Genomic DNA, 15441 nt, shown 5'->3' with positions numbered 1-15441 from the left:
CCCTGATCAGCATTTGACGCAAGCGGGCTGCCCGACTCCCAAACCTCGGCCTGGCTGATGTACTTTTTGTACCAGTTCACGAAATAGCGAACTACTTCGCCGCTGCTAAGCCCATACTTACGGCCAAGCTGCGCCTGGCTCAGTTTGCCTTCAAGGTATTCCCGGGCAACGGCAATTTTAAAAGAATCCTCATAGGTAACAAATGTCCCTGTCTGTGTCCCTTTTCTCGGTTTTTCCATAGTAATATAAAGTTAAATGGTTAGTCCGAATTTGGTAAGGCAATTTTAGGAATAGACAGAAGAAAGATAAAATGGTTCACTTCCTCAATAAGCGGAAAATACGCTTTTAATGCAAATAAATACTTAGATTACAAAGAGTTGTTGATTCCTGCGGGGCTTTTGTTATTTTTGTATAAAATCCCTGGGGTAATTGATGGTAAACTCTCTTAAAAAGCTACATAGCCAGTTAATTGGCTTACCTGACAGCACTACACTACAGGCAAGGATATTCCATGAGGTAAGTCTCATTGCTATGTTTGCCGTGTCAGTAGGGATTATTGCCAATTTTATTATCGGAGTGCCTTATGTAAACATCAACCTCAGCATTACACTGCTGGTGATCTGTGGGGCCTACTACAATTCGAGATACTTTGGCCGGCTTAAATTAAGTGTAATCATCTTTACCGTTTCATCCGGGCTGATGCTGCTTGTCAATTACTTTATTAATTCAGGAATCAAAGGCCCTACCCTGTTGCTCTGCCTTGTCTCGATGGTATTCACCCTCTCAGTAATGCCCAGCAGGCAGTATTTTTTCTGGGTGCTGTTTAATGCCTGCATCGTCTCGGTTTTAATGGGGATTGAATATTTCTATCCGCAAACGGTTAAAGATACATACATCAGCCGTACTGGCTATTTCGTAGACATACTTACCACTTACCTCGGCGTAATAGCCTGTATAGGTGTGGTGCTTACTTACCTGATAAAAGGCCATCATGCGGAGAAGGCAAAAGCAATGAATGCCTCAATAGCTTTAAAAGTAGCCAACGACTCGAAAACACGCCTGCTTTCGATTTTATCACACGACCTAAGGTCACCGCTGAATTCTATTCAGAGTTTCCTGGAAGTACTGGTCGATTATGACCTGGCCGAAAATGAAAAAACAGAGATCAAACAAGCCCTGCTTAAAGAAACCAAAAATACCCAGGTAATGTTGTTCAACCTGCTATCGTGGACCAAGGCTCAGATGGAAGGCGGTGTTAAGGTCAATTTAACAGGACTAAACCTGAACGAGGTAATTGTTGCCTGTCTGAACTTGCAGCAGTCAACTGCAATGGAAAAAATGATCACGATCGAGAATAACGTGGATCGGGATATGAGCATCATTGCTGACCTGGATATGCTAAAGCTGGTAGTACGCAATCTGCTCAATAATGCCATAAAATTTACCCGCTCTGGTGGGGAAATCATTATCAAAAGCGAGATAAAAGGGGCTCAGGGTATCCTTACCATTCAGGACAACGGGATAGGTATACCACCTGAGCAGCAAAAAGAACTGTTTTCAGTGGAATCAAATTCTACCTACGGCACCAATAATGAAAAAGGGGTGGGACTGGGATTGTTGCTTTGCAAAGAGTTTACCGAACTGCAGGGCGGCACTATTTCACTTATCAGCAGTACCGAAGCCGGAACTTCATTCAGCCTTACTTTCCCCTTGCATGCCATTAAGGTGTCCAGTCTCTATTAATAATTTATTTTTATTATCTTTATTTATCAATTATCTAACTTTGTTAAACTATGATCAAAATAAAACACCTATTGCTTTTGGCATGCTTTACCGTATGCTTTACAGCTTGTAAGAAAAACGAAATTGAAGAATTTGACCATTTGGCACAGTTCAGTAAAGATACAGCGGCTATCAGTGCGTTCGTAAAGACCAATAACATAACCGGCGGAACGATGGACCCTGTAGTGGGGATTTATTATAAAATAATAGAACCGGGACAAGGGAATGTAAAATTTACTACGGCGACATCAATAAAGTTCGACTATGTGGGCCGCTTTCTGAATGGAAGTATATTTGACGAGAGCAAAACAACCGCTGGTCCATTTTTCCTGGGTGAAATGATTACTGGTTGGTACTTCGGAATTCCCAAAATCCAGGAGGGTGGAAAGATCAGGCTGATTGTGCCTTCTTATTACGCTTATGGAAACAGAGGAAACGAGCGGATTCCCGCCAATTCAGTCCTTGACTTTGATATAACGCTTGTAGACGTTGTTGAATAAATGAGCTGCGCCCTAAGGGCGCAGCTTTTTAATTTCCTATAAAACTGTAAATTTTTCCTGCCTGGGTATTGAAACTGTATGTTAAGTCCTGCTTTTCACCACCTTTGGTAACCGGAAAGCTTGCTTTTAATTCATTATGGGTACGAAGCTTGCATTCCCCTCCCGCCAATGACCTGATTACCAATTTTACGATCTTACCATCTTTCCATTGCAGGTCAGTGATCTCAAAATTGCCCCTGGCTTTTAATCCCTGAACACTGCCTGTTGGCCATGCTTTTGGCAATGCTGGCAACACCTGGATTTCGCCTATATGGCTCTGGACCAGCATCTCGGACACTCCGGCTGTATAGCCAAAATTTCCATCTATCTGAAACGGTGGGTGCGCGCAGAATAAATTGGTATAGATACCACCACCTTCGTTATAATCTATTCCCGAGCCACCTACAGGGTTGATAAAGTTTTTAAGGATCACATATGCATGGTCACCGTCCTGAAGCCTGGCCCAGAAGTTCATTTTCCATGCCATAGACCAGCCGGTAGAGGCGTCGCCACGGGCCAGCAGGCTGACTTTAGCTGCATTGGCAAGTTCCGGTGTTTGGATGGTGCTGATCTCTCTTCCCGGATGCAGGCCAAAAAGATGGGACACATGTCTGTGCTGATCTTTAGGGTCGTCCCGATCGGTCTCCCACTCCTGCAGCTGCCCCCACTTGCCGATCTTTGGTTTCAGCAAATGAGCTTTCAGATCGGCGATATGATCGCGGTAGGCCTTATCTATCTTTAGAATATCAGCGGCTTCTATGTAATTGGTAAACAGGTCCCAGATAATCTGCTGGTCGTGTGTGATTCCGTCTTCTGTAGGGCCATGTTCCGGCGACCAACCCAATGGCGCTACCAATGTCCCGTCTGGTCTCCGCTTTAAATGGTCATCCCAAAATTCTGAGATCTCCTTGATAATCGGATAGGCAAAAGTTTTTAAATAACTGGCATCTTTAGTGTACGAATAGTGTTCCCAAAGTGCCTGTGCATACCATGCACTGCCAGGTGTATTCCATAAATAGCTTTCACCACCAAATGGGTTGCTTTCTGTTCTCAATGTCCAGCCCCTTACGCCGGGATATTCCTTTTTTGTGTTTATTTTTCTCACTTCCCGTATCGCATTGATGTGATCAAGATATGGGAAATGGCATTCTGAAAGATTGGTGGGTTCGGCCAGCCAGTAATTCATCTGAATGTTGATATTGGTATGGTAATCACTACCCCATGGTGGCATATTGGTTTCGTTCCACAGACCCTGTAGATTGGCCGGAAGCCCGCCTTTTCTGGATGAGCTGATCAGCAGATACCTGCCATACTGAAAAATGAGCGACTCCAGCTGCGGATCAGTAGTATTCTTATAATTGATCAACCGTTTGTAAATAGGTTGCTGCATTGTCTCAGTGCTGCTTTTTCCAAGATTAAGATGTACACGGCCAAATAGGTGCTGATAGTCTTTTATATGGTTGCTCAACAAAGCGGCATAGGGTTTTGCAGTGGCTGAAGCCAGGATCTTCCGGATCTTTACATCAGGGGCTTCTCCTTTCCAGTTTGCTGAACGGTCATTGGCAAAATCTGTAGCGGCCGACAAATAGATCGTAATCGCATCGGCATTGGTTACTTTAAGTTGCGTTCCCCCTTTGCCGTCAGGCTCAACAAGGCTATTGCCACCTGCTGTTTTGACCTGGGCATTTGCCTGGTAGCGCATGCCATTGCTCAGGCTGCCTGCTATCTGCAGGGTATTGTTGCCATTACCTGTTACCATTGCGCCATGCGCATCTTTCAAACTTAATGTACCTGAATAAGCGCCTTTCTTGCTGGCAGTGAACCGCATCACCATTACCTGGTCAGGAAAACTGCAGAAATATTCACGTTTGTATTTTACACCATCAAGGGTATAGGATACCTGGTGCAGGGATTTGCTTAAATCCAGCTCCCGGTGATAGTCTGAAGCCTGGCTTTGCCCGCTATTAAAATTGAAGAACAGGTCGCCAAATGCCTGGTACATTCCTCTATCCAGTTCATTACCTGTCCACAAAGTGATGTCGTTAAACTGAACGTGCTCCTGCCCAACTCCACCAAACACCATTCCGCCTATCCGGCCATTTCCGATAGGATAAGCTTCTGTCATCCATGTGGTAGCCGGTTTATTGTCCCAGATCCTCAGATCATTTAATGCAGCTGTTTTGTTTTGAGCTGTTGCCTGCTTAAGTCCGGCACTGGTAAACACTAACAACAACAGAGCAGCAAAAGAAAGGTAACTTTTAGGAAGGTTCATACGCAAGGCTTATTAATTTAACTGGTTATACCAAAGGTAGCTGATGGAGCAGGGTATTAATTCAGTTATTTTGACATTATACTCAATTTTGCTTACATGATGTCAGGTATTGGCATTTACTTTTTAGGTTCTGCTGCGATAAAAACAACTGATCTTGCAGGCAGACTGACCTTTATTCCATCGCTCAGGGTTGCCGAGCGGCTTAGCAATGTCTGGTAGCCTGATGGCCCACCTGCTGCACCTGAAGGTCCGTTGTCATTGATCAGCACTTTGGCAGAAAAATCTCCGTTGTCTGTTCCCCCGGTAAGTGTATAATAGTAGTAGCGTGTACCGGCACGGAAGTTTTTGATACTTACTTCAGCTACTTTTGAGGAGGTGCCTTTATTAACCAGCACGATACCTGCTTCACCTGAGGTAAAACCGGAAGCATAGCAATGTACATCGGCACTGCCGCTAACTGCTGAACTGACCATCCTGTCGCCCAAAAAGCGCTGGAAATAATACTGGTAATAAAATGCCGGGCGCGGGCTCCATTTTAACGTTCCATTGTTTTCATCACCCAGGCTAAACATGCCGTGATCATTGCCATTGTTGTAGCCATTGGCAATATCCCACCTTGCCGCCATCCCAAACTCATTTTTAATCAGTTCTCCGAATACCATTACTGCATGGATACCGGCTACATGCGATACCATTTGCTTGTTACCCTCTGCTCCGATATTCCACTCTGTCAAGGCGATGGGCTTCATGGGCACACCTCCCTGCCGGGTGGTTACTTTCATCCAGTCCATCATCGATTTGGAGACCTGCACCGGTGAGTTGAGTATATTTACCGCATTGGTATTTTCCCCAAGCTGGGTATAATAATCATGTACAATATAGAAATCTGCATAGTCCCCTGCAGCTGCGAAATAACCATTGTTCCAGGTCTTGTCTACATTGTTCCAGGAGTTTACAGGGTCGTGCTGCACCAGTTGCGCGCCAATCTTGATCTGTGCGCCGACTTCAGCAGCAGCTTTGCGCATAGAGTCGGCAAAGACCTTAAAGTGCTTGCCGTAGATTTCACCGGTAATGATCTCAGGCTGTCCGTCTTTGTTTTTAGTAACGTCAATCTTCCAGCCAGCCTGCCATGGGCCGCTGCTTTCATTGCCAATTTCCCATAGCTTTGTTTTGCCCTTATCTGCACGTACCCATTCAGCAGCATGGTGTGCTGCTACCCTATCGGGATGCTCACTGGTGCCATACCTGGCGTAGGCGTAGTTGATGGTAATGATTCCTTTAGTATTGGTTTGCTGCAGCATTGCATAGTAATTATCTACCGAGAGGGTCCAGCCATCGTTGTTCTTACCAAACCAGTAAGATTCCGACACCGGATTGCCACTGCTATCGTATAGCGTATTGGGTACATCTGCAGGTTTCTCGCCCGGCCTTGCATTCCAGAAATAGACACTGGAAATATTGCCCCCCGGAAAACGGATCACATTGGGCGACAAGGTCTTCAGCTGACTGATCAATAGCGGCTCTGTCACCATCTGCCCGATATAAGGATTGGCATTGTTGCCAAAAAGGTATTTAGAAACTTTAGTGAGGGTCTGGCTGTAATCAACCGTTACGGCAACATTTGCTGCGCCAGCCGGTTTTGCTACTTCAGAAAATGTTGGCGCGGTAAAAGTTCTGGCTTGCCATTCGTCCATGAAGAAACCTACAGAAGCTGCTACCGCAACTTCTGTAGGGGGTGTTACCGGAGTATCTGATGGTGGATCCACCGGTGTGTCATCGGTGTCGGTCACTTTACTTTTTTTGCAAGAAGTATAGACAAGTAAAACGGCCATTCCAGCCACCATTAATAATCCGCGTAATCTCATATTATTTAATCTTTACTATTCTGATGTTGTCTACCGCAGCGTCAAACTTAGCAATAGGCGTTGATGAATCATTATAAAACATAAAAGACATGGCTTTGCGGCCTGAGGTGCCGAGCAGCGTACTCAAATTGGCAATCGACTCTCCCGTACCCTGAAAACCTGCAGCGGCCTTTTTGAAGCTGGACATAGGAAGGGTAACGGTGATCCAGCCGGTCGTAGTAAATGAATTACCTACTGCTGTTTTCCAGGGCTCATATCGTGCCATATAGTCGTACGAATCTGTACGGATCAATAATGCTCCTGTTTTCCAGGGTTCTTTGACAAAGATATCAAACTTCACAGCCCAGCTATCGGTAGGGTCTGAAAGGCTGGCCTGTGGGATCCACTGCCCGTCATTCATGTTGATGGAGCGACCGCCATTGTACCAGGCCTGGTCATTGATACCCACATTGTCAAATTTCATCTGCACGTAATTGCCTATAGCTCCAGGAAATAGCGATGCATCATTGGTCTGTGAGGCCGACCAGTACTGGAACGGATTTATTGCATCAAAGTTTGAAAATATTCCGTTCGTTCTGTCATTGTAGCTTACATAACTGCTGCTGCCACCTTGAGTAGTAACCACAATATGGCCTGAAGTAGCCGAAGCCGGAATGGTTACCTGCATTGCGGTACCTGTTTGGTTTGACTGGACATTGGTACCATCGCCACCAGCAAAGGCGACCTTGGTGATCAGATAAAGGTATTGTCCGTAGATGGTTAGTACCTGACCTGGAGCTTTATACTCATAATCTACCCCGGTAATGACTGGCGGAGGAGGCACCAATGGTATGGTAAACGTAGTTTCGCCTGCATTGGTAATAATGCGTACCTGGTTTTCCTGTCCGGCTACAGGATTGGCAAAATCAGGTTCGGGAACGGTCACGACGAGGTTTTGTTTACCTACCAGTGCGGCATTGAACGAGGCGATGACACCATTGAAGTATACTGCTTTTACGCCAAGGAAATTGTCGCCCTGCAGTACTACCAGCTGTCCGGGTGATACTTTGGTAAGTGTAGAGTCGTTTGGTGCAGGTGCAATGGCCCTCAGGTTTCTAATCACAGGGGCAGCACTGCTGGTATTTGTTTCTTCTTTCTTGCAGGCTGTAAAGCAGGCAAAAAACAGGGTCAGTACAACCAGTAATTGTACCTGACGACGATATATGATGTAACTTTTCATTTCTGTCTTTTTTGATGTAAACAATCCTATTTATAATACGGTACCGGTGCTTCCTTCAATAGCGGATTGGTCACTACATCTGCTTCCGGATACGGCAGTTTGAACGAAGCGGCGGTAGGTGCCACTTTTTTGCTGGTATAAACTGTAGTATTGGTGGTAGAATTGTAGCTAACTGTTCCCCTGTCCTGATTGGCCAGCATGGCTATTGTCTGACCAGGATTAATGTCATATTGTCTAAGCAGATCAAACCAGTATTGTCCTTCAAAAGCCAGCTCTATCCTTCTTTCTGCAAGGATATCGGCCATGGTAAGGGTCCCTGTTTTAGGGTTTAATCCCGCACGGGTATGGACACGGTTAAAATAGGTCAGCGCATCGGGATCGGTAGTAGATGCATTGTTGCCACATATCGCTTCAGCATACAGCAGGTACACATCGGCCAGGCGCAGCATATAGGTATTGATGCCGGTAGACATAAAGAACACGCCTTTGTTGTCATTGTCTGCAGGGGTACCTACGATGTACTTTTTAAGGTTGGGCGTGGTATTCGTTACCGTATATCCGCCTGATGCTTTAAGCAACTCGGGATATACATCACCGCTCTGCATATAAGTAGCTTTTCTGCGGGTATCACCGCTGATGTATTTATTGGAAAACAGGTCTATACTTACCGTATTTGCTGCTCCCCAGCCATCTCCAACGCCTGTTAGTTTTGGCTCGGCCGCATAATAGGCCTGGGTAGAGTTTCCTATTCCATAGGTAGCACTTCCAATCCATTGCAGGGCAAAAAGCGACTCATCGCTGTTGTTATTGGCGATCTTGAACAGGTCAGCGTATGACGGCATCAGTTCGAGCCCGCTGTTTTTACATACATCTCCTGCATAATACTTTGCGCTGTCCAGGTATAACTGTGAGCGGGTGCCGTTGCCAGTGCCTGTTCCATCGTCTTTCAGACCAGACCTGGTCAGGTATATTTTGGCAAGCATGCCTTCGGCCGACCATTTATTCACACGGCCTGCATCTTTCACTGTTCGAAGGTTTTCTGCAGCAAAACGCATGTCGTTGATAATGAAACGGTATATATCGGCAATGTTGTTTCTTGGCCTTGATGGCATCTCTACCAGGGTCCTGTTGTCTTCTATGATCGGAACGGCACCCCAAAGCTGCACTAAATTGAAATAGGACGTAGCCCTTAGGAACTTCAATTCTCCCAATGCCGCATTTTTAGCTTCGGCAGAAATGGAAGGCGAGGCTTTCTCATTGAAATAGATAATGTTCATATTGCAATGCGCAATGATCCGGTACAGGGAGCGCCACCCTTCGTTTACTCCCGTCTCACCGGAAGATACGGCAAAGTTGTTCCATGAACCTGCATTACCACCTCCAAGGTTTCCCGACATGGCATCACCGATGAAAAGGATCACCTTGTCGTTGTAATCAAACCAGGGGGAGCCATACAATGCTCCTGTTACCTGTCTGAGGTCGTTTTCCGTCTGATAGAAATTGTCTATCGTAACTGCATCCAGCGGTGTGCGCTCCAGAAAGCTCTTTTTACAGCCCGCAGCGACTACCAGGATGAATAAAGCGATAAATGCTATTTTTATATTTTTCATGTTTCTGATATTAATTGTTAAAACCCTGCTGATAGCCCTAAAGTGAATGTCCTGGACGAAGGGTAGCGACCGTAATCTATACCTGCCGACAATGCACTCTGCGCAGCTGACCCTACTTCAGGATCATAGCCGGTATAGTTGGTGATGGTAAATACATTCTGCACATTGGTAAACACCTTCAGGTAACTCATTTTGGCTTTCTGAATAAGGTTCCATGGAAGGTTGTAACCCAGCACGGCCGATTTCAACCGAAGATATGAACCATCTTCAATGAACCTGGTAGATGGCCTGCCATTGTTGTTTACATTGGCATTGGTGACCCGGGGTACGGTAGTTCCTTCGTTGATCAGGTAAACATTGTTGACGTCTGTGGCCGAACCTGCAGGATCAAGCAACCCGATCCTTGCAAAATCAGCTACGGATTTGAGCATTCCGAAATTGCTGCCCGGATCTTCATTCTCCCGTTTCAGGTTGTTGAAGATCTTATTGCCATAGTTTCCGTTAAAGAACAAAGTCAGTTCAAAGGCTTTGTAGCGGAATGCATTGTTGATCCCGAACTGGAATTTAGGCATCGGGGAACCCAAATAGGTACGGTCCTTTTCATCAATGATGCCATTTCCGTCGCGGTCTTTGAACTTGACATCGCCAATCCAGACATTTTCCGGGTTGACGGGCAGGATCTCACCGTTTGAACCAGCTGGACGGGCACTGTTTTGCAGATCAGCGGCATCTTTATAGATTCCGTCCATTTCATAGCCATAAAATTCTGCAATGGAATTGCCTACAGAGGTTTGCGCTACAATGGTAGTCCCGATATAAGTAGGTATGATGGTATTATTGGTTACCAGGCCTGTCACTTTGTTTTTGTTCCTTGACAGGGTCAGCGTAGTATTCCAGTTGAAATCTTTGGATTTAATATTTTCGGTATTGAGGGTAAATTCAAATCCTTTATTGTCTATAGCACCCAGGTTATAGGCAGGCGCACCCAATGCGCCGGTAGCATAACCCACACTGGTTCCTGAGTACAATGCCAGTGGCAAAGTTTGCAGGAGCCCTTCTGTTTTCTTTAGATAGGCATCTGCTGTAAGCCTGATCCTGTCTTTGAACAAGCCCAGGTCTATCCCGATGTTGGAGGTCTGTGTTTTCTCCCAGGTCAGGTCAGGATTGGCCAGATTGGAAATCAAAACGGTAGTACCGAAGTTTCCTGTCTGCACGGTGCTCAACTTAGATCCGTATGCATAAGAAGTGATGTTCTGATTATTCAGTGTTCCATATCCCAGGCGCAACTTTAGGTTTACATTACTTTCCTTCATGAAAGATTCTTCAGATACCCTCCAGGCAAAGCCAAAGGCAGAGTTGAAGTTCCACCTTTTGTCCTGTGCGAAATTGGAAGAACCGTCATTTCTTACAGTAGCAGTTAGCAAATATTTGTTGTCGAAGGTAAGGTTGAACCTGGCGAAATAGGATTCTATGGCGTAATGACCTTTCCCGCTGCTTGAAGTAGCTTTGGTCGCATCCCCCTGGTTTAATTCAGAGATGTTGTTGGTCAACAAATTGGATGCCCCCGCATTGACATATTCGTATACAGAAGAGGTAGCCTCATGTCCGGCCGTAGCATTTACGTCCAGTTTTTGGGCAAAAGTATGCACATAAGAAAGGTAATTCCTATAGGTCAGTCCGGTGCCATTGGTATTGCCCCTGGTAGCGGAACTTACCAGATTTTCTACCACGCCAAACTTATAGGTTGGGGTAAATGTATAGATATTGCCACTGTTGAAGTTTCCATTTACCTCACTTCTTAAGGTAAGGTCTTTGGAAAACAGAATGTCTGAATAAAAATTACCATAAAACTCATTACGCTTACGCTGGTTCAGCGAGATCTCTGCGATAGCAAGCGGGTTTCCGCCTGACAAAGGGAAGTTGGCATCATAAGGACCTCCATAGGTACCGTCGCCATTCCTTGCGGCAATATCCGGCGACTGACGAATGGCGAAGCTGATCAGGTTGCCGCTCTGGTTATTGATGTTCTCCGTAACCCGCGACATCGAAACGCTGGTTCCAAGTTTGAGCCAGCTAAGGGTCTTATTGTCAAAATTGATACGGCTGCTGTAACGCTTAAAATTAGAATTGGTAGCGATACCGTCCTGATCGAAATAACCCGCACTGATCAGGTATTTATTACGGTCGTCGCCTCCGCTAAGGTTTAAGTTATAGTTCTGGACAGGCGCATCGTTAAAGATCTCCTTCTGCCAGTTCGTTCCTTCACCAAGTATAGATGGATCAGCAAACTCTGGTGTATAGGTACCGCCAATCATTCTTACCCGTTCATTTCTGAATACGGCAAATTCCTGCAGGTTCATCACCGGCATGTAATAAGGCAGCTGCTGAACGCCATAGGAGGCATCAAAATTTAGCTTCGGCGCACCTGCGGCACCTCTCTTGGTGGTCACAATTACTACTCCATTACTTCCGCGTGAACCGTAAATAGCAGTAGCAGATGCATCTTTTAAGATGTCTACAGATTCTATGTCTGAGGGATTTAGGGATGCAAGCGGATTGGTTACCGGAGTACCACCTGTGTAAATCCGGCCATTGTCGTCGCCGCCATAAAATATGCCGTCAACCACATACAGCGGTTCTGCACCACCCAATGTGGCAACGCCTCTGATCTGGATCGATACACCTCCTCCCGGCTGACCGGAATTGGTATTTACCACTACTCCGGCGGCCCTGCCTTGCAAAGCCTGGTCAAAGGTAGCCAATGAGCCTTGCTTAATATCTGCGGCTCTTACTGAAGATACTGCACCTGTCAGGTCTTTCTTGGTGGTCGTTCCATATCCTATGGATACTACTGCCACTTCCTGCAGGGTTACATTGTCTGTGGCCAACTGGATATTACCCAGGTTGGCCGACTGACCTACCGTAACCTCTTTGGTCAGGAAGCCAATATAGCTCAGGCTAAGTACATCTCCTGCTTTTGCATCTATACTGAAGCTCCCTGAGCCATCAGTTATGGTGCCGTTATTGCTTCCTTTTACCTTTATGTTTACACCTGGCAAGGTCTCGCCCTCGGTACTTCTGATCACTCCGGTAATGCGGCTTGTCTGCGCATAGGAACTGACCATAAAAAAGCACGCCAGAAACAGGGTAAAGCATAAGGAATGCAATGCTTTTTTCGTATTTGTTCTATTCATACATTTATTATTATTTGGTTAATTATTATTGATTGTTTTCTATTTGGTTGATTTTATGCTAAGCGCTTTACCTTCATATTTAATCATGACCGCTTTTTCCTTGTCAAAGGAAAGTTCTACCGGCTTTTTAGCATCAATCCAGACGATCCGGAAGCTGCGTTTTTGTAGCATATCTTTAAAACTGCCCTTTATTGCTCCGATCGTCAGTGTCTTGCCGCTTTCGCTATAGCTCAAATCGATCGTAGAGAATGCTCCTTTTTCATAATTGTAGTTGATCCCCTCGTCTTCGTACAGGCTAAACTTCGCATCCTTTCCTGTATAGATGTACAGCGTAACAGGATCAGCTACCTTTTCAGACGTGTATTGCAACGCAGGGCCCATCGGGATAATAGATCCTTCCTTTACAAAGACAGGCATTCTTTCATACGTTGCTCCTGCGTTGATTTCTTGTCCGCCTTTATAATACTTTCCGCTATACAAGTCATACCATCCTTGTCCCCCAGGCAAATAAACCATTCTGCTGCGTTCTTTATATTTATATACCGGATTGATCAGCAGCGATGGACCAAACATAAAGGCATCATCGATGTCAAGCACTTTGTCATCCTTAGCAAAGTCCATCATCATACCCCGCATCATGGTATAGTCCTGGTGGTAGGACTGGCCTGACAGGGTATAGATATAGGGCATCAGCCGATAGCGCAACTGGCTGTAATAAAGCATGCTTTTGTAGGCCGGGTGGCTTTCAGGGGCAATGTTATAGATCTCTCTATAAGGAAACTGACCGTGAGACCGGAACAATGGTACAAATGCCCCAAACTGATACCAGCGGGTATTGAGCTCACGCCACTCTTCCAGGTCTGCTCCTTTTGCATCTTCATAACGCCGCTCTACAGAAAAACCGCCTATATCCATCGTCCAGTAGGGCATGCCCGACAAAGAGAAATTGACACCGGCACCTATCTGGCTTTTCATATCTTCCCACCTTGAGGCGATGTCACCGCTCCAGGCTGCCGCAGCATAGCGCTGCAGTCCCGAATAAGCAGACCTGGTCAGTATAAATACCCGGTCTGATGGATTGGCCTTACGCTGTCCTTCATAAATCCCTTTTGCATTTACCAATGGAAAGGCATTGAAATAGGTGGTAGCCGATCCTTCAAAAGTTGGGTTCATCAGTTCTTTTCTGTTCTCTACGGAAAGATTAGAGTGCATGTCAGGCTCTGTAGCATCCATCCACCAGGCATCGATTCCTTTACTGTACAAACGCTTGTTCATCAAATCCCACATTGCAGTTCTCGCCTTAGGATTGAATGCATCATAAAATGTATTGGAATAGCCCTTGCCGATCCAGTCGCGGCGACCTTCGGCTATGTTTCGTTTATAAAGGAAATTTTCTTTATTGAATTCCTCATAGATGTCAAATCCCTTATTGAATTTCGGCCATACGGAGATCATCAAGTTTACATGCTGGTCATGCAGCTTTTTGATCATCACATCCGGACTGGCGAAGCGGGCGGGGTCGAACTGCTGACTCCCCCATTCTGGTTCTTTCCAGTACGACCAGTCGAGCACAATGTTATCCAAAGGGATTTTTCGTTTGCGAAATTCTGTTACGGTGTTTAGGATTTCATCCTGGGTTTTGTAGCGCTCCCGGCTCTGCCAGAAGCCCATAGCCCATTTTGGCATCATGACTGCCTTTCCTGTTACAGTTCGGTACCCACTGATGACCTCATCGGCATGCTCTCCTGCTATGAAATAATAGTTTACAGCTGTGCCTGATTCAGAGCTCAGTGCAAAGGTGTTTTTTAAGTTTTCAGGTGCCGGGGGCAAACAGGTAAGCCCCAGATAAGACTCCTTGCCGTCTGGCAGCCATTCGATCTTTACCTTCACTTTTTTATCCTTTTCCAGTACCAGGTCCAGCGTAGCTGATCCGGGATTCCAGGCCTGACGCCAATAGTCTGCTACCAGCTTACCATCAAACCATACTTTGATATAACCAGCATATTTTAATTGCAACTGGTACAATCCTTCCAGGCTACTTTCCATAGCGCCCTCATATTTTACAATGGCATCAGACATATTTATGCTGTCCGGGAATTTATGCTGGTCAGTCAGCCAGTTTAAGGAGATTTCTGAAACCGGTCTGGTCAGCAGTATATCCTTAGGGGAAGCTTTTAATGCATAATCAGCACTCAGCCACCCTTCCACTCCGTCTTTAGAAAACAACCTCAGTGCACTCAGTGGTTGATAGTCTCTTATATCGCCCGCACGGGTAATGGAATAATTATCCCATAACAACCCATATCCTCCACTGGAGATCACAAAAGGCACGGCAATTTCCGTATTGTACTGAACCAGGTCTACCCTGCGTCCCCTGTAATTGACAATGCCCTGCTGATGCTGGCCCAATCCATAATAAGCCTCGTTTTCCTGTGCATTAAATACTTGTGAAACCTGATAAGAAGGCTCACCATTGTAAACCGCCGGAACCAGTGCGGGTTGTTGAATACTGGATTGAGACAACAGTATTTTCCCGTTAGTATCTTTATAAGTCATCAGCCCGGTTGCTATAGATACTTCTACTTTAAGGGCATTGGTGGACAAGACTACCAGTCCCGCTTCTGCTTTAACTGAAAACTTGATTGCTGCATTGAAAGGCTTTACCGACATCAAACTGTGCGCTTCAGGAAAAGCACCTTCATTTACAGCTTCAATATGTATTACCTGATCTGTTACTGGCTGAAGACGGATCGACTTGATCCCGGTTAGTGAATGGGCAATCGGTATTTCAATTCCCGTAGCAATTGATTTATAATCTTTTGATGTCTGTCCATTTGCATTCAGGAACAGTAAAATACTGCCAATAAATATTATGGAGCTAACCCTAATTTTACGCATAGAATAAATACAGTTCATATTCGGTTGATAGGGTACTAAGGTATTAGCAGGAGAAACACAGG

Annotated in this window: 8 protein-coding genes and 1 pseudogene; 2 read left to right on the top strand and 7 right to left on the bottom strand. The window is 45.6% G+C overall.

The window, feature by feature from the left end; all coding sequences use genetic code 11:
- Nucleotides 1-239 (bottom strand): annotated as a pseudogene (locus EZ437_RS19790) (hypothetical protein); the annotation flags it as partial.
- A gap of 193 nt (nucleotides 240-432) precedes the next feature.
- Between EZ437_RS19790 and EZ437_RS19785 the strand changes: the two are divergent.
- A complete protein-coding gene (locus tag EZ437_RS19785) occupies nucleotides 433-1743 on the top strand; it encodes a HAMP domain-containing sensor histidine kinase (RefSeq protein ID WP_131597815.1) in 1311 nt (436 codons plus the stop codon).
- Nucleotides 1744-1793: 50 nt separating this feature from the next.
- Nucleotides 1794-2282 (top strand): FKBP-type peptidyl-prolyl cis-trans isomerase, encoded by a 489-nt coding sequence (locus EZ437_RS19780; RefSeq protein WP_131597813.1) that lies wholly within the window; start codon nucleotides 1794-1796, stop codon nucleotides 2280-2282.
- 28 nt (nucleotides 2283-2310) lie between these two features.
- Here the strand turns inward: EZ437_RS19780 and EZ437_RS19775 are convergent, their stop codons facing one another.
- The 6 genes from EZ437_RS19775 to EZ437_RS19750 all read right to left on the bottom strand — a co-directional run bounded on the left by EZ437_RS19775 (nucleotide 2311) and on the right by EZ437_RS19750 (nucleotide 15397).
- Nucleotides 2311-4593, bottom strand: a complete 2283-nt coding sequence (locus EZ437_RS19775; protein WP_131597811.1) for a glycoside hydrolase family 95 protein — start codon at nucleotides 4591-4593, stop codon at nucleotides 2311-2313.
- A gap of 116 nt (nucleotides 4594-4709) precedes the next feature.
- Nucleotides 4710-6458, bottom strand: coding sequence for an alpha-L-arabinofuranosidase (locus EZ437_RS19770; protein ID WP_131597810.1), 1749 nt, complete (start codon nucleotides 6456-6458; stop codon nucleotides 4710-4712).
- 1 nt (nucleotide 6459) lies between these two features.
- A complete protein-coding gene (locus tag EZ437_RS19765; RefSeq protein ID WP_131597809.1) occupies nucleotides 6460-7677 on the bottom strand; it encodes a glycan-binding surface protein in 1218 nt (405 codons plus the stop codon).
- 26 nt (nucleotides 7678-7703) lie between these two features.
- On the bottom strand, nucleotides 7704-9287 hold the full coding sequence (locus EZ437_RS19760) for a RagB/SusD family nutrient uptake outer membrane protein (protein ID WP_131597807.1): 1584 nt from the start codon (nucleotides 9285-9287) through the stop codon (nucleotides 7704-7706).
- Between the two features lie 17 nt (nucleotides 9288-9304).
- Complete coding sequence (locus tag EZ437_RS19755) at nucleotides 9305-12481, bottom strand: SusC/RagA family TonB-linked outer membrane protein (RefSeq protein WP_131597805.1); 3177 nt, start codon at nucleotides 12479-12481, stop codon at nucleotides 9305-9307.
- A 39-nt stretch (nucleotides 12482-12520) separates the two neighbouring features.
- Nucleotides 12521-15397 carry a glycoside hydrolase family 31 protein gene (locus EZ437_RS19750; protein WP_225869634.1) on the bottom strand — a complete coding sequence of 959 codons (2877 nt, stop codon included), beginning with the start codon at nucleotides 15395-15397 and terminating at the stop codon, nucleotides 12521-12523.
- Nucleotides 15398-15441 lie beyond the last annotated feature (44 nt).

Origin of the sequence: Pedobacter psychroterrae (assembly GCF_004331695.1) — a bacterium.
Taxonomy (GTDB): domain Bacteria; phylum Bacteroidota; class Bacteroidia; order Sphingobacteriales; family Sphingobacteriaceae; genus Pedobacter; species Pedobacter psychroterrae.
The sequence above is the reverse complement of the archived record's forward strand: the minus strand, read 5'-3'. Positions and strand labels throughout refer to the sequence as shown.